Source organism: Flavobacterium sp. WC2421, assembly GCF_040822115.1.
GTDB lineage: Bacteria > Bacteroidota > Bacteroidia > Flavobacteriales > Flavobacteriaceae > Flavobacterium.
Genome location: NZ_CP162004.1, coordinates 2,041,051 through 2,056,601, shown reverse-complemented (window position 1 = coordinate 2,056,601; position 15,551 = coordinate 2,041,051). Strand labels below are relative to the sequence as shown.

Below are 15,551 nucleotides of genomic sequence, written 5' to 3'. Positions count from 1 at the left end.
AATTACTAAATATTTTATATATAAATTACATTAAGTGTAATTTTTCATTCGATTTTTATAATCTCACCTCTTTCATTACTATTATTGCTTCCTATCAAAAAATTAGCTTTTTTAGGGCGCATTTTAAAGGTAAGCTCCTTACTTTTAGAAGATTCAATAATTGCTATACATTCTTTAAAAGAAATAAATTCATTATCTAGAATAATTTCGACCGCTTTAGCGCTTCTATAAGAAGACGAAATTACCATTTTTTCTGTTTTCAAATTGTGAAACACCACTTTTTTTTGCAAAATTAAAGTCAGCTTATTTGCCAATTCTTCATCTGAAGAATAAAGCAGATACGATTTTGGAGCTTTTTTAATTATAGAATGCCCCTGTATTCTTTTTGCGAAAGAAAAAAAATAACTACCTATGTTCATAAAAAGTGTAAATAGCGGGGCAACTTTGAAATGCTTTTTATAAAAAAACTGCATGGCTTCCTGAAATCGTTTCATGTAGATTTCATCTTTTAAAGTACTCTCTCCTTTATAATGGATAATAGTGGTCTCATGAAAATAATAATTAAAACTACCCTTTTTCAAAGCTCTATAAGATAAATCAATATCATCGGAATACATAAAACAATCTTCGTCAAATCCACCAAGCTCCTGATAGAATCCTCTTTTCATTACCATAAAAGCACCAACTAAAATATCCACTTTTCCATTTTCATTTTTCGATAGCTGTTGGGCGTAATATTTCCCGAAAATTCTTGATCTAGGAAAAATTTTATACAAACCTGCGATTTTGGTAAAAGCAACCCATGGTGTTGGAACTCCTCGTTTACATTCTGGCAAGAAATTCCCTGAACCATCAATAAATCGACACCCCACAATTCCTAGGTTGTCTTGACCTTTAGCGAAAGCTAAAATTTTAACAAAAGTATCTTCCGCAACTACTGTATCTGGATTAAGAATACATATAAATTCTCCTTTTGCTTCTGCTACTCCAATATTATTTCCTTTAGAAAAACCTACATTCTCTTTATTTTGAACGAGTTTGACATGGGGAAATAGTGCTTTAATCATCTCACAACTACCGTCATCCGAGTTATTGTCAATTACAATAATTTCGCTATCAATATTTGTAAGCGCACTTTGCACACTTAAAACACAGAGTTCTAAAAAATAGCGGACATTATAATTAAGGATGATTACTGATAATTGCATGAATCAAAGATATATCTAATGAATCAAAGACACAAAGTTTCAAATTAAAAACACTATTTCCAATTTAGCCCTGATAGAACCGATATCCTTTGCGAGGAACGAGCAAAGATAAAGGTGAAAGCAGGAACTTTGCCTGCAAATAATGCCTAATGATTCGCTCCAAATTATTAAAATAATCATTTAGAAACGATTACTTTTGAAAATATGAAAACAGTACTCCTATTCTTTTTCCTTTTTATAACGGCAACATATGCCCAAATTTCGGGTTGTACTGATCCACTTTCTATAAATTACAATTCATTAGCCACAATAAATGACGGCAGTTGTCGCTATCGTTCTACGAAAATTAAGCCAGTTTATTCTGCTTCTCTTCCTAAAAATTTAAATGAAAGTTCGGGTTTAACCCAAAGTAATTCGCTGTTATGGACTATTAATGACGATACCGATACTGCACTTTATGCGCTAGATACTTCAGGAAATATCAAACAAAAAGTGGTGCTAAAAAACGTATCCAATAAAGACTGGGAAGAAATTTCACAAGACAGTTCTTATTTTTACATTGGTGATTTTGGGAATAATGTATCTGGGAACCGAAAGGACTTACACATTTTAAAAGTAGAAAAAAAGTCGCTAAAATCACTCAACCAAAAAATAGATACTATTTCTTTTTCGTACTCTGACCAAACTGATTTCACTCCCTTACAACCCAATACTACCAATTTTGACTGTGAAGCTTTTATTGTTACAAACGACAGTATTTATTTGTTTACCAAAAAATGGAATAAACAAAACACCAGCGTTTACTCTTTACCAAAAACACCCGGAAATTATATTGCACAATACAAAGAGACCTTTAAAATAAAAGGATTGGTCACAGGAGCAACCTATTTACCTTCACAAAACAGTATTGCTTTATGTGGTTACAGCAAAACTTTACACCCTTTTATTTACCTGCTTTATAATTACACTAAAACCAGTTTTTTTAATGGAAATAAGCGAAAAATAAAACTCCAACTTCCTTTTCATCAAGTTGAAGGAATTGCGACTGCAGACGGGTTGCATTATTATTTAACCAATGAAAATTTTACTAGAAAACCATTTGTAAATTCTCCCCAAAAATTACATCAATTTGACTTAAGTGCTTATTTGTCTTTGTATCTGATAAAATAATTAAGCTCAAAAAACTTAGAATAAGTTAAACAATTCGTAAATCGACATTTAAAAGTTTACTTTTGCAAAAAATTTAGACTTGTGAATTACCTTTCTGTAGAAAATATCTCGAAATCATTTGGTGAAAGAACCTTATTTGACAACATTTCGTTTGGAATAAATAAAGACCAAAAAATCGCTTTTATTGCCAAAAATGGCTCTGGAAAAACTACTATAATGAGTATCATTAACGGCTTAGAAGAGTCGGATACTGGTCAAGTAGTTTTAAGAAAAGGGATCAAAATGGCATTCTTGTCGCAAAACAATAATTTGCAAGAAGAATTGACGATTGAGGAAAGTATTTTCGCATCGGATAATGAGACTTTGAAAGTGATTGAAGCCTATGAAAAAGCATTAGAAAATCCAGAAGATGAAGAAGCGTATCAAAAAGCTTTTGATGGAATGGATCAACACAATGCATGGGATTTTGAAACACAGTACAAACAAATTTTGTTCAAACTGAAGTTAGAAAATTTCAAATTGAAAGTGAAAAATCTTTCTGGTGGACAGAAAAAAAGATTATCACTTGCTATTATTTTGATTAACCGTCCTGATTTATTGATTCTAGATGAACCTACGAATCACTTGGATTTAGAGATGATCGAATGGTTAGAAAGTTATTTTGCCAAAGAAAACATTACGTTGTTTATGGTGACGCACGACCGTTTCTTCTTAGAACGTGTTTGTAATGAAATCATTGAACTAGACAACGGAAAATTATACCAATACAAAGGAAATTACTCTTATTACTTAGAAAAAAAAGAAGAGCGTATTGCCTCAGAAAATTCGAGTGTTGATAAAGCACAGAATTTATTTGTAAAAGAATTAGAATGGATGCGTCGCCAACCAAAAGCGAGAACAACCAAATCTAAATCGCGTCAGGATGACTTTTACGACATCAAAGAAAAAGCACAAAGTCGCCGTCGTGAAAATAAAGTAGAGCTTGAAATTAATATGGAACGCATGGGAAGCAAAATTATTGAGCTTCACAAAATTTCCAAAAAATTCAAGGACCATGTCATCATGGACAACTTTAGTTTTGACTTTCAACGTGGAGAACGCATTGGAATCATTGGTAAAAACGGAACTGGAAAATCGACTTTCTTGAATTTATTGACAGGAACTTTACCACTTGATGGAGGAAAAGTAATTGTGGGTGAAACCATAAAAGTGGGTTATTACACCCAAAGTGGAATCAACCCAAAACCAGGACAACGAGTAATAGATGTCATTAAAGAATATGGAGAATTTATTCCGTTGATGAAAGGGAAATTAATTTCGGCTTCTCAATTATTAGAGCGTTTCTTATTTGACTCAAAAAAACAATACGATTTTGTAGATCGTTTAAGTGGTGGAGAGTTGAAACGTTTGTACTTGTGTACAGTTTTGATTCAGAATCCTAACTTCCTGATTCTGGATGAACCAACGAATGATTTAGACATTGTGACTTTGAATGTGCTAGAAAGTTTCCTTCTAGATTATCCTGGATGTTTATTAGTGGTTTCTCACGATAGGTATTTCATGGATAAAATTGTAGATCACTTATTTATCTTTAGAGGTGATGGTGTTGTAGAAGATTTTCCTGGAAACTATTCTGATTTTAGAGCCTATGAAGACAGTGCTGATGTGGCACAAAAAGAAGAAAACAAAGCGGAGAAAAAAGACTGGAAACAAAACAATCCAACTGGAAACTTAACTTTCAACGAGCAAAAAGAATTCCAAAAAACAGAACGCGAAATCAAAGATTTAGAAGAACAAAAAGCCAAGATTGAGCTTTTATTTTCTGAAGGAAAAGTAGCTGATACCGATATTGAGAAAAAAGCTAAAGAATTACAAAACCTTATCAATAAAATGGAAGCTAAAGAAGAACGATGGTTTGAATTGAGTGCCAAGATGGAAGGATGATATTAATTATATCAGAAAGAGAAAGAATAGAGCCTCCCAAATTTTTATTCTTGTCCACATATTTGAATAGTAAAAAGCCATAATAGAAATTAATTCTATTGTGGCTTTTTGATTTTATAACTTATAAATGGTATTATGCCATAAATAAAGTCTGCTTATAGTTGTTGTATAAAATCGAATCCGAAGGAATAAAAGTAGGTTCAACTTTTTCTGAAGAAGCTTCTAACTCTATATTGTTGAATTTTCTGAACAGGTACATTTCTTTTAAACAATCAGATAGACTTTTATGATTTAATGTCTTAAAAGAGGGTAATTGCTTTTCTCCTACCAATAAATCCATTCGGTATTTTGACCCATTTTTCAATATATTATTTCGGTTGATTCTTACCGTAAATTTTGTCGGAATTCCTTTTTGTTGTCCTTGATATTGTACTACCATATTTTTAATTTTTAAAATGCAGTTAAACTAAAATTGAAAGTCTTATTATTATATTCTCTTTATTGAGTTGTAAAATTAGTAAAAAAATAAAACAGAAGTAAAAAATTAAGAATAATTTACAAATTTAATAATACTAAATAAACTTTTACTTTACCTAATATTCAAATACACAACTATCCTACAATAAAACGATTCTATTTAGCTACAATTAATGTTATAAAAAACAACCCTGATTTTTCATAATAAATAGTATAAAACCGCATTTTAATGGCTCCAAAAGTAATTCATTGAAATAATCTATTTGGTAGCATTAAAACTTACTATAATTAATAAAAACATAAAACAATTAAATAAGTGGAATTAATAAATTTTAACGATTAGATATTCATTTAAAGCTGTTAATTTTTTTGATTATATCTAAAAAAGCCATTTTATATAGATGAATAGTAAAAAAGTGGCGTTAAATGGAATTGTTTTTTTTTAATAATATTAGTATTTTTATTAAAACTAACTAACCTATTTAAAGAACCGTGAAGAAATACAAAAATCGTGTTGAAGATTTGTTAAGTTATGCCATTTTAGACACAGATCCTGAGGAGGAATTAAATGAAATAACTGAATTAGTTTCCCTGGTGTTTGACATGCCAATTTCTTTAATAACAATGGTTGATAAAGACAGGCAATGGTTTAAAGCCAGGAAGGGAGTCCATCAACAACAAACTAAAAGAGAGTATTCCTTTTGTAAGTATACCTTAACGAAACCAAATGAAGTACTTGTTATTGAAGATACTTATACAGATAAACGATTTGCAAATAATCCTACTGTAACTGGTCCACTTAACATTCGGTTTTATGCAGGAGCCCCATTAGTGACACCAGAAGGAAATGTATTAGGTACTTTATGTGTTCTTGATAGTAAACCAAGGTTTATTACCGAGAATCAAAAAAAAGCATTACAAATATTGGCAAAAAAGACAATGGATTTTTTGAATATTAGAAAGCTAATGCTTGAACAAAGAAATTACATTGCCAAAAGTGCTGAGAACCTAATAAAACTTACAGATAACATTCCTTCTACTATTTTTCAATTAAGAAGAAGATCTAATGGGGAATTTATATACGACTTTCTAAGTTTAGGCGATTTTAAATTACCTAAAAATCTTGATGAAGATAAAAAAGTTTTAGAACCATTTGATGGATTTAATTTAATTCACAAAGATTACCAAACTAAATTCAAAAAAGCCTTAGAGACATCATACAAAACACTTACTACTTGGTATTTTGAATATAAAATTGAAATAGATAATGTAACCAAATGGTATATGGTGAAAGCTGAGCCTGAAAGATTACCTAATAATGAAGTCGTTTGGTATGGTATGTATCATGAAATCAGCAGCCACATTGCCTACGAAAAAACAATGGAACAAATTTCATTTGACATTTCGCACGTGCTTAGAAAACCTGTTGCCAACTTAATGGGTCTATCGGCTTTAATAAAAGAAGAACAAAACTTAAGTGAACTAGATCTAAAAACTTATGCGGAATATATTGAAATCGTTTCAGAAGAATTGAACAGGTTTACAAAAGATCTTAATTCTACTTACCATAACAAATGGGTTAACATTGTTGATTATAACTTAAAAAGACGGAATAATATAAATACAGCAATAATTAATAGTCAAGATTAAACTGCTATTAATTGAAAGTATATTTTAAATTAACTCGACAAAATTACTAATTATAAAATATAAAGAAAAAAAACCACAACAGAATCCTAGATTCCGCTGTGGTTTTATAAAATAACACAATCTCTTTAGTCTTTTTAGACTGATTAAACTAAGTCATAACGCCCTAAATTCATCACTTTATTCCAAACTGCAACAAAGTCATTTAAGAACTTCTCGTGAGAATCTTCACACCCATAAACCTCAGCAATTGCTCTAAGCTCAGAGTTAGATCCAAATATCAAATCGACACGTGTTCCAGTCCATTTTAATTCTCCTGTCTTGCGATCACGACCTTCAAAAACGTCTTGAGAATCAGAAGCTGCTTTCCATGTTGTACCTAAATCCAAAAGATTTAAAAAGTAATCATTAGTTAACACCTCTGGACGACTAGTGAATACCCCTTTTTTTGAATGATCAAAATTAGTATTAAGAACACGCAGTCCACCTACTAATACGGTCATCTCTGGTACTGTTAAAGTCAACAGTTGTGCTTTATCCACTAACATTTCTTCAGCTGATGTGGTGTATTTTGCCTTCATATAATTTCGGAATCCATCTGCTTCTGGCTCTAGAACTGCAAATGATTCAATATCTGTTTGTTCTTGCGAAGCATCTGTTCTTCCTGGAGTAAATGGAACTGTAACATTATGACCTGAATTTGCTCCTGCCTTTTCAACACCTGCACAACCAGCCAAAACAATTAAATCCGCTAGAGACACTTTTTTTCCTCCTGCTTGTGCATTATTAAACGCTGCTTGAATTCCTTTAAGTGTTTCTAATACTTTCTCTAACTGAGCAGGGTTATTTACTTGCCAATCTTTTTGTGGCGCGAGTTGAATACGCGCTCCGTTAGCCCCACCTCTTTTATCAGAACCACGAAATGTTGATGCCGAAGCCCAAGCAGTAGACACCAATTGAGATACCGAAAGTCCTGAATCCAATATTTTACTTTTAAGAGCAACGATGTCATTTGCATCGATTAGCTCATGGTTAACCGCTGGAACTGGATCTTGCCAGATCAATTCTTCTTGCGGTACTTCTGGTCCAAGGTAACGTTCTATTGGCCCCATATCACGGTGCGTCAATTTAAACCATGCTCGAGAAAATGCATCCGCAAATTCATCCGGGTTTTCAAAGAAATGTCTTGAAATAGTCTCATAAATAGGATCAGCTCTCAAGGCAAGATCAGCAGTAAGCATGGTTGGCGCATGACTTTTTGATGGATTATGAGCATCTGGTACTGTACCTGAACCTGCTCCCGCTTTTGGCTTCCATTGATGAGCGCCTGCTGGACTCTTTGCTAACTCCCATTCAAATCCGAATAAGTTTTCAAAATAGTTGTTACTCCATTTTGTTGGTGTTGTTGTCCAAGCACCCTCTAGACCGCTTCCTATTGTATATTCTCCATTTCCAGTACCAAAAGTGTTTTTCCACCCAAGTCCCTGTTGTTCAATAGGTGCAGCTGCGGGTTCTGGACCTACATATTCGTTTGGATCAGCAGCTCCGTGCGTTTTCCCAAAAGTATGCCCACCTGCAATAAGCGCCACAGTTTCTTCATCATTCATTGCCATACGAGCAAAAGTTTCTCTAATATCACGAGCTGAAGCCAATGGGTCAGGATTTCCATTAGGTCCTTCTGGGTTTACGTAAATAAGTCCCATTTGAACAGCAGCCAATGGATTTTCTAATTCACGATCTCCTGTATAACGCTTGTCATCCAACCATTTCCCTTCAGAACCCCAATAAATATCTTCAGCTGGTTCCCATACATCAGCACGTCCACCGGCAAAACCAAAAGTCTTTAACCCCATTGATTCTAAAGCACAGTTACCAGTAAGCACCATCAAATCGGCCCAAGAAATTTTCTTACCATATTTCTGTTTAATTGGCCATAATAACAAACGTGCTTTATCTAAATTCACATTATCTGGCCAACTGTTCAGCGGTGCAAATCGTTGTGTTCCAAAACCCGCTCCACCACGACCATCAGCGATACGATACGTTCCTGCGCTATGCCATGCCATTCGAATAAAAAATGGGCCATAATGACCATAATCGGCAGGCCACCATTCTTGAGAGTTTGTCATTAATTCAAAAATATCTTCCTTAAGGGCTGCTAAATCAAGACTTTTAAACTCTTCTGCATAGTTGAACGCCTCACCCATTGGGTTAGACAGATCAGCATGCTGACGTAGGATGCTTAATTTTAACTGATTTGGCCACCAATCATTGTTTCTTGTCCCTGAACCTGCACTTTGCTTTGTAGCACTTCCTGAAAACGGACATTTACTTTCACCGTTTGGATTATTGTTGTTTTCCATAATTATATATGATTTTTGTTCTATAAAGTTTCTATGCTAATTTACATAAAATTTATTATCAAAAATATTTTTTCAATAGATAAAAACTATGAATATATTCTATGCACGTAATAAGTAGCAACAAAAAACCACAACAAAATTATATTCTGTTGTGGCTCTATTTTATAAATTATTAGAATTCCCTATTGAAGGGGGACATGCTTTTACCAAGGAATCGGGTTGTAGTCTTTCAAGAACTTCCCACACCAATGTTTTCCAGTATTAATACCATCAAATAACGGATCCATAACCCTAGCCGCACCATCCACAATATCTAAAGGGGGTTGAAAATCTTCGAGTTCTTGTTTCTTCTTGGCTAATTCGGCAGGATCTTCATCAGTCACCCAACCCGTATCTACGGCATTCATAAATATTCCGGCTTTCGCCAATTCACCAGCAGCGGTATGCGTAAGCATATTCAAAGCAGCTTTAGCCATATTAGTATGTGGATGTCGGGCTTCTTTAAAAAAACGATGGAACTTCCCTTCCATAGCTGAGACATTAATAATATGCTTTTGTCCCGTATTGTCTTTTTTCATTACTTCCGAAAGACGATTACATAATACAAACGGTGCAACTGAATTCACCAATTGTACTTCAATCATTTCGGTAGTTTCTATTTGGCCCAACTTTAAACGCCAGCTATTCGTCTTTCTTAAATCTACTTGTTGCAAGTCGGCATCGAGTTCTCCTTCAGGAAAGACCTCGTTAGCGACAAGTGCGTTGTCAAATGAATAAGGGATCTGAGATAATTTGGCGGAAGCCCGCAAACCAATTCCCGGTTCTGGACCATGCCAAGTTACTGGCATATTTTCAGTCGAAGAAGCTCCCGAAGTCAGTACTTTTAATTCATCCAAACAATTAATATGATCTAGTAATAATTCTTGTGCTTGTTTAGGCAAAGTATGAATTGGACGCTCTTCATTCTCCATCATGTGGGTATAAAACCCAGCAGGACGTCGAACAGTTTGCGCCGCATTATTAATCAAAATATCCAATCGCTCGTATTTCTGCTCTATGAAATTGCAAAAAATCTCAACACTAGGAATATGTCTTAAATCCAATCCATGGATTTTTAAACGGTGTCCCCAATCCATAAAATCAGGTTCTTTCCCAAAACGCAAAGCTGAATCAACTGGAAAACGTGTCGTTGCAATAACCGTTGCTCCTCCTCGTAGTAGCATCAATGTAATATGATACCCAATTTTTAATCGAGAACCGGTAATAACAGCTACTTGTCCTTTTACATCAGCACTTTGAAAACGTTTGGCATAATTAAAATCGCCACAATCAGTACACATAGTATCATAAAAGTGATGCATTTTAGTAAACGACGTTTTACATACATAGCAATTCCTAGACGTTTCTAACTCTAACTGCTCTTTGCTTTCTAAATCATTAAAAGCCAGTAATTTTGGCGCAACAAAAACACTTGCTTCACGCGCATATCTAATTCCAGTTTCTTTACGTGCCGTTCTATCTTGCTTTTCTTTTTTACGTTTTGCAACTGCTTTTCCGTCTTTTTTTCTACGAGAAAGCTCGTCTCGATCTGGTCTCGAGAATTGACCTGCCGCTTTTATTAAAGCCGTTCTTTGTTCTTTTGGGATATCAAATATTTGATCAGTATCCATATTTAATTGAGCGAGAATCGCAATACAACGGTTAATTTCTTCCGATGTGATTACTCCTCCATGTATTTGTTCTTCGTTCATCATCTTCTGAAATTGTATGGCTATTGATTTTAAGAGCGCAAATATAGTTTTTTTTGAAATGACTTAATTTTTGAAGTGATAAGTATATTTAAACTTAAAAACCCAACTCAGTATCACTCATAATCTTTGTACCTTTGCTACTTTGAAGCTTATAAAAATATGTTTTTCCAAATAAAATCGTACTTACAATTCCTTTGGCATTCTAAAAATGAGCATGCAGTTCATTCGCCTTTTGTATTTAATTTAATCACCAAATGTTTTTATGATCGAAAACCAAAACCAGAATACACGGTTTTGAATAATTATAGAAAATCACTTTTAGCAAATCCGAATACCATAGAAGTAACCGACTTTGGCGCGGGATCCAAAGTTTTCAAATCGAACACTAGGGCAATAGCCCAAATTGTCAAAACAGCAGGAATTACTTCAAAACGAGCTGAATTATTATTTAGAATTACCAATTATTTTCAGTCAGAATCAATACTAGAAATAGGAACTTCATTAGGTCTCGCTACAGCTGCTATGGCATTGGGAAGTAAAAATGCAAAATTAACCACGCTAGAGGGTTGCCCCGAAACAGCAAATATTGCTCAAAATCAATTTCAAGAATTTGAATTAACCAATATAACTTCTGTTGTGACTCCATTTGAACGTTATTTGGACGACTTGAAAATAGAAACTTTAAACTTTAAACTGATTTTTTTCGACGGGAATCATTCGAAAAAAGCCACTTTAGCTTATTTTGAACAATTACTGCCCACTGTAACAAATGATACCGTTTGGATTTTTGACGATATTCATTGGTCAGCCGGTATGGAAGATGCTTGGAAAATCATAAAAACACATCCAAAAGTAACCGTAACGATAGATACTTTTCAGTGGGGATTCATATTCTTTAGAAGAGAACAGCCCAAAGAACATTTTACAATTAGAACATAGATAAATATCTTTAATCCTAAAAAATCAATTTATGGATATAAAACAAATTTTCGAAAACAATAGCAAGTGGATTGCTAAACAACTTCAAACAGACGAAAATTATTTTGACAAACTTGGTGCAGGACAATCTCCTGAATTCTTATACATTGGCTGCTCAGATAGTCGAGTTTCTGCGGAAGAACTTATGGGACTGCAACCAGGAGATGTCTTTGTACATCGCAACATTGCGAATATGGTTCCCAATACTGATCTCAATTCGATGTCAGTAATTAATTATGCAGTCATGCATCTCAAAGTAAATCATATTGTTGTTTGTGGTCATTATGGTTGCGGAGGAGTACATGCTGCGATGCAACAGTCTGACTTAGGAATTTTAAATCCTTGGCTTCGAAATATTCGTGATGTATATCGAATTCATAGAAAAGAATTAGAAGCTATCACTAATGAAGAAGAAAAATACAAACGATTAGTAGAGTTAAATGTACAAGAACAATGTATCAATGTTATCAAAACGGCCGAGGTTCAAAAAGCAAATACGGAACGAAATTTAAAAGTATATGGTTGGATATTTGATATTCATACTGGAAAATTAATAGATCTTAATATCAATTTTGATGAAATATTAAAAGACATTATGGCAATCTATAAAATAACAAACTAGAGACCTTACTAGAGAAAAAATTAAGAAACAAAAAAGACAGCCATTTCTGACTGTCTTTTTTTAACAAAAATAACCAATTATTATTGTTTAGCTTTTTCCATTTCTTCTGATTTTGCTCCCATCCTATTTAAAGTATACATTGGTGCAAATTTCAATTTTAAACCAGCAATTTTTCTATTATCTTCAGATGAAAGACCTTCTTTTTCTACTGTATTTTTTCTACTGTCTAATGCTTCATACATCAATTTGATTTCATCCCAATCTTCTCGAGAATAGCTATCTTTATTATCTTCAACTGTATGAACAAATTGTTGGTACACACTGTGAATATTTCCTGCATTTACCCAATCAAAATTCATATCTGTTCCTACTTTTCCTTCACCAAACAAAGCATTTCTCATTTGTTGTTTAGGATTTGGCTTTGAAGCTTCCATATCAGCCATCATCATTGCTTTCAATGCTTCATATTTAGCTTTACTAGCTTCTATTTTTTCTTTCGCTTTCATATCTTCTTTAAGATCTGACAACGCAGTTTCTGCTTGACTACTTTTTAATTCATAAGTTGCTTCAATAGCTTGCCAGTTTGCTTTAGCATCTTCTTTTGCAACATTACCTAATGAATCAACATAAACAACATAGGTATCAACTGTTTTTTCTGCTGCTTCTTTCTTCTCATCTTTACAAGATGTAAACCCTAGTGCGATAACCGCCATTCCTAATACTAAATTTCTACTTTTCATAATTTCTGATTTATTAATTATTACTCAACAAATGTACCTACCTTTGCATTATATTCAATACAAATATGTGAATGTTGTAAATAATTAATAAAATTGTGATAAATTTTAAAAAAAGTGTGAATTACATAACAATGACACAAAATTATATAACACTTTTTCCTTAGTGTTTTATGATAGTATTTCTTTCGAAAAACAAAAAACTACTGATTGCAACTTCCTCATATTATATCTAACTTATTTTGTAACAAAAATGTATTTTGGACAACTTATATTTAATTCGAAAGTCTTTTGTACTTTTAAAACCTAGAAACCATAATTCATCAATAGTAGACAGCAATGGCAAACCCATTAATAAAAATAACCAATATCAAAAGAGATTTTGTACTTGGAGAAGAAATTGTAAATGTTTTAAAAGGCATAGATTTACAAATTAATAAAGGAGAATACGTTGCACTTATGGGACCTTCGGGTTCTGGAAAATCGACCTTAATGAATCTTTTAGGCTGCTTAGACACACCAACGTCTGGAAATTATATTCTTAACGGTAAAGATGTTAGTAAAATGAAAGACGATGAATTAGCCGAAATTCGCAATAAAGAGATTGGCTTTGTCTTTCAAACTTTTAACCTTTTGCCTAGAACAACAGCTCTAGACAATGTGGCTTTACCCATGATTTATGCAGGGTTTTCAAAAACAGATAGAAGAGCTAGAGCACAAGAAGTATTGACTCAAGTTGGATTATCAGATAGAATGGATCACCATCCCAACCAACTTTCTGGTGGACAAAGACAGCGTGTAGCGGTTGCTAGAGCATTGGTAAATAGCCCTTCGATAATACTTGCTGATGAACCTACAGGAAACTTAGACAGTAAAACATCATTAGAAATCATGAAGCTTTTTAATGAGATTCATGCTAATGGTAACACTGTCATCTTAGTTACTCACGAAGAGGAAATTGCTGAATATGCTCATCGCATCATTAGGTTGCGAGATGGAATGGTAGAAAGTGACACTACAAAATAAAGTATTTATTAAGTCAGTCGCGCACCACATTCGAATGATATAAAACCCATAAAACAAAATGAAAATTGGCATATTGACTTGTGAAAAACTTCCTGAATTAACCCCAGAAGACCAATTATTATTACCCGAATTAGCCAAACACAACATTACTGCTACCGCTGCTATTTGGGATGATAAAAGCATTCAATGGAGTGATTTTGATTATTTAATTTTCCGTAATACTTGGGATTATTTCGAGAAAGAAACCGCATTCAACAATTGGTTAGACCATATTGAACAATTGGGAATCAAAACCCTCAATTCAATTGATATCATAAAAAACAACAAGCACAAGTTCTATTTGCGTGAAATGGAAAAGAAAGGGATTATAATCCTGCCCACTGTTTTCTTAGAAAAAACAAAGGATTTAAATCTTTCCAAAATAATTCCTACACATTGGAAAAAAATGGTATTGAAACCTGCTTTTTCTGCTGGATCTTATCAAACTGAAGTTTTTGAACTGAAGGATATTGAAAAAATCAATACGCAATACAAAGCCATTGCTTCCGAAAAAGAATTGCTACTGCAAGAATTCATGCCTGAAATCCAAACTTTGGGCGAAACTTCCTTTATCTTTTTCAATAAAAAATTCTCGCATGCAGTTAATAAAAAACCTGTAGATGGTGATTTTAGAATTCAAGTTCAGTTTGGTGGAAAATACAAATTGATTGAACCATCGCAAGAGCTAATCGAAAAAGCGCAAAAAATAGTAAATACTTTTCCTAATAATTTATTGTATGCTCGCGTAGACGGAATTATCATTGAAAACGAATTGCATCTTATGGAAGTAGAATGTATAGAACCTGATTTGTATTTCAATTTATCTCAAGGTGCATTGACCAGATATGTTAATGCAGTACTCGAATTAATACAGTAATTTTGTTTTTTACAAAAAACGAAACAAATCCACGCATAAACAAATATCCTCAAAATGAAAGTATATACTAAAACTGGTGATAAAGGAACTACAGCCCTCTTTGGAGGAACTAGAGTCCCAAAAGATCATATTAGAATTGAAAGTTACGGAACTGTAGACGAATTAAACTCTCATATAGGACTTGTTCGTGACCAAGAAATGAACATTCATTATAAAGAAATATTAGCCGAAATTCAAGATCGTTTGTTTACTGTGGGTGCGATTCTCGCCACACCACAAGAAAAAGAGGTAATGAAAAACGGAGAACTGCGATTACAAAAATTAGGAATCGTGGAGAGTGATATCGAATTATTAGAAAATGAAATTGACAGCATGGAAGAAGCGCTTCCACAAATGACTCATTTTGTATTGCCTGGAGGACATACTACAGTGTCATATTGTCATATAGCCCGATGTGTTTGCCGTCGCGCAGAACGCTTGGCAGTGCATTTAAGCCATAATGAGCCTGTCGCTGATATCGCAATTAAGTACCTCAACCGACTTTCTGACTACCTTTTTGTGTTGGCACGAAAGTTGTCTCTAGATTTGAACGCCGAGGAAGTTAAATGGATTCCAAGGAAGTAAATTTCTGGTCAAAAACTTAAAACTTTAAGACTGAAACTTTAAACTAAAAAACACGTTCTTAACTTTTTTATAAAATAAATGATTTTTT

At 33.5% G+C, this 15,551-nt stretch carries 13 protein-coding genes; 8 read left to right on the top strand and 5 right to left on the bottom strand.

Annotated features, from left to right (window positions below; translation table 11 throughout):
• Window positions 1-44 precede the first annotated feature (44 nt).
• Window positions 45-1,208: a glycosyltransferase family 2 protein gene (locus AB3G33_RS08865; protein ID WP_367768366.1), complete on the bottom strand. Its 1,164-nt coding sequence runs from the start codon at window positions 1,206-1,208 to the stop codon at window positions 45-47.
• Between the two features lie 204 nt (window positions 1,209-1,412).
• Here AB3G33_RS08865 and AB3G33_RS08860 point away from each other — a divergent pair, with 204 nt between their 5' ends.
• Together AB3G33_RS08860 and AB3G33_RS08855 are read left to right on the top strand one after the other, a co-directional pair.
• On the top strand, window positions 1,413-2,378 hold the full coding sequence (locus tag AB3G33_RS08860; protein ID WP_367768363.1) for a T9SS C-terminal target domain-containing protein: 966 nt from the start codon (window positions 1,413-1,415) through the stop codon (window positions 2,376-2,378).
• 81 nt (window positions 2,379-2,459) lie between these two features.
• A complete protein-coding gene (locus AB3G33_RS08855) occupies window positions 2,460-4,322 on the top strand; it encodes an ABC-F family ATP-binding cassette domain-containing protein (protein ID WP_367751905.1) in 1,863 nt (620 codons plus the stop codon).
• Between the two features lie 133 nt (window positions 4,323-4,455).
• Here AB3G33_RS08855 and AB3G33_RS08850 read toward each other — a convergent pair whose 3' ends face one another.
• Window positions 4,456-4,761, bottom strand: coding sequence for a hypothetical protein (locus AB3G33_RS08850; RefSeq protein ID WP_367768360.1), 306 nt, complete (start codon window positions 4,759-4,761; stop codon window positions 4,456-4,458).
• Window positions 4,762-5,291: 530 nt separating this feature from the next.
• Here AB3G33_RS08850 and AB3G33_RS08845 point away from each other — a divergent pair.
• Window positions 5,292-6,449: a GAF domain-containing protein gene (locus AB3G33_RS08845; protein ID WP_367768358.1), complete on the top strand. Its 1,158-nt coding sequence runs from the start codon at window positions 5,292-5,294 to the stop codon at window positions 6,447-6,449.
• A gap of 143 nt (window positions 6,450-6,592) precedes the next feature.
• Here AB3G33_RS08845 and katG read toward each other — a convergent pair whose 3' ends face one another.
• Entirely contained in the window at window positions 6,593-8,809 is a 2,217-nt protein-coding gene (gene katG / locus AB3G33_RS08840; RefSeq protein ID WP_367768355.1) for a catalase/peroxidase HPI, read from the bottom strand.
• A gap of 203 nt (window positions 8,810-9,012) precedes the next feature.
• A complete protein-coding gene (locus AB3G33_RS08835) occupies window positions 9,013-10,560 on the bottom strand; it encodes an SDR family oxidoreductase (RefSeq protein ID WP_367774131.1) in 1,548 nt (515 codons plus the stop codon).
• 159 nt (window positions 10,561-10,719) lie between these two features.
• Here AB3G33_RS08835 and AB3G33_RS08830 point away from each other — a divergent pair, with 159 nt between their 5' ends.
• Together AB3G33_RS08830 and AB3G33_RS08825 are read left to right on the top strand one after the other, a co-directional pair.
• Complete coding sequence (locus AB3G33_RS08830; RefSeq protein WP_367768352.1) at window positions 10,720-11,499, top strand: O-methyltransferase; 780 nt, start codon at window positions 10,720-10,722, stop codon at window positions 11,497-11,499.
• 31 nt (window positions 11,500-11,530) lie between these two features.
• Window positions 11,531-12,160 (top strand): carbonic anhydrase, encoded by a 630-nt coding sequence (locus AB3G33_RS08825; protein ID WP_367768348.1) that lies wholly within the window; start codon window positions 11,531-11,533, stop codon window positions 12,158-12,160.
• Window positions 12,161-12,240: 80 nt separating this feature from the next.
• On the opposite strand, the gene AB3G33_RS08820 is transcribed toward AB3G33_RS08825, so the two are convergent.
• On the bottom strand, window positions 12,241-12,900 hold the full coding sequence (locus AB3G33_RS08820) for a DUF6565 domain-containing protein (RefSeq protein WP_367751895.1): 660 nt from the start codon (window positions 12,898-12,900) through the stop codon (window positions 12,241-12,243).
• A 336-nt stretch (window positions 12,901-13,236) separates the two neighbouring features.
• Here AB3G33_RS08820 and AB3G33_RS08815 point away from each other — a divergent pair, with 336 nt between their 5' ends.
• Genes AB3G33_RS08815 through AB3G33_RS08805 form a run of 3 tightly spaced genes read left to right on the top strand, consistent with a single transcriptional unit; the run spans window position 13,237 to window position 15,463 of the window.
• Window positions 13,237-13,923: an ABC transporter ATP-binding protein gene (locus AB3G33_RS08815; protein ID WP_367751893.1), complete on the top strand. Its 687-nt coding sequence runs from the start codon at window positions 13,237-13,239 to the stop codon at window positions 13,921-13,923.
• 58 nt (window positions 13,924-13,981) lie between these two features.
• Window positions 13,982-14,839 carry a RimK family alpha-L-glutamate ligase gene (locus tag AB3G33_RS08810; RefSeq protein ID WP_367751891.1) on the top strand — a complete coding sequence of 286 codons (858 nt, stop codon included), beginning with the start codon at window positions 13,982-13,984 and terminating at the stop codon, window positions 14,837-14,839.
• Between the two features lie 54 nt (window positions 14,840-14,893).
• Window positions 14,894-15,463: a cob(I)yrinic acid a,c-diamide adenosyltransferase gene (locus AB3G33_RS08805; RefSeq protein WP_367768346.1), complete on the top strand. Its 570-nt coding sequence runs from the start codon at window positions 14,894-14,896 to the stop codon at window positions 15,461-15,463.
• The last annotated feature ends 88 nt before the right edge of the window (window positions 15,464-15,551 follow it).

Bases quoted from the DNA above. Each gene is read 5' to 3' on its own strand.
- AB3G33_RS08865 (WP_367768366.1), bottom strand. From the start codon at position 1,208: ATGCAATTATCAGTAATCATCCTTAATTATAATGTCCGCTATTTTTTA.
- AB3G33_RS08860 (WP_367768363.1), top strand. From the start codon at position 1,413: ATGAAAACAGTACTCCTATTCTTTTTCCTTTTTATAACGGCAACATAT.
- AB3G33_RS08850 (WP_367768360.1), bottom strand. From the start codon at position 4,761: ATGGTAGTACAATATCAAGGACAACAAAAAGGAATTCCGACAAAATTT.
- katG (WP_367768355.1), bottom strand. From the start codon at position 8,809: ATGGAAAACAACAATAATCCAAACGGTGAAAGTAAATGTCCGTTTTCA.
- AB3G33_RS08835 (WP_367774131.1), bottom strand. From the start codon at position 10,560: ATGAACGAAGAACAAATACATGGAGGAGTAATCACATCGGAAGAAATT.
- AB3G33_RS08830 (WP_367768352.1), top strand. From the start codon at position 10,720: ATGTTTTTCCAAATAAAATCGTACTTACAATTCCTTTGGCATTCTAAA.
- AB3G33_RS08825 (WP_367768348.1), top strand. From the start codon at position 11,531: ATGGATATAAAACAAATTTTCGAAAACAATAGCAAGTGGATTGCTAAA.
- AB3G33_RS08820 (WP_367751895.1), bottom strand. From the start codon at position 12,900: ATGAAAAGTAGAAATTTAGTATTAGGAATGGCGGTTATCGCACTAGGG.
- AB3G33_RS08815 (WP_367751893.1), top strand. From the start codon at position 13,237: ATGGCAAACCCATTAATAAAAATAACCAATATCAAAAGAGATTTTGTA.
- AB3G33_RS08810 (WP_367751891.1), top strand. From the start codon at position 13,982: ATGAAAATTGGCATATTGACTTGTGAAAAACTTCCTGAATTAACCCCA.
- AB3G33_RS08805 (WP_367768346.1), top strand. From the start codon at position 14,894: ATGAAAGTATATACTAAAACTGGTGATAAAGGAACTACAGCCCTCTTT.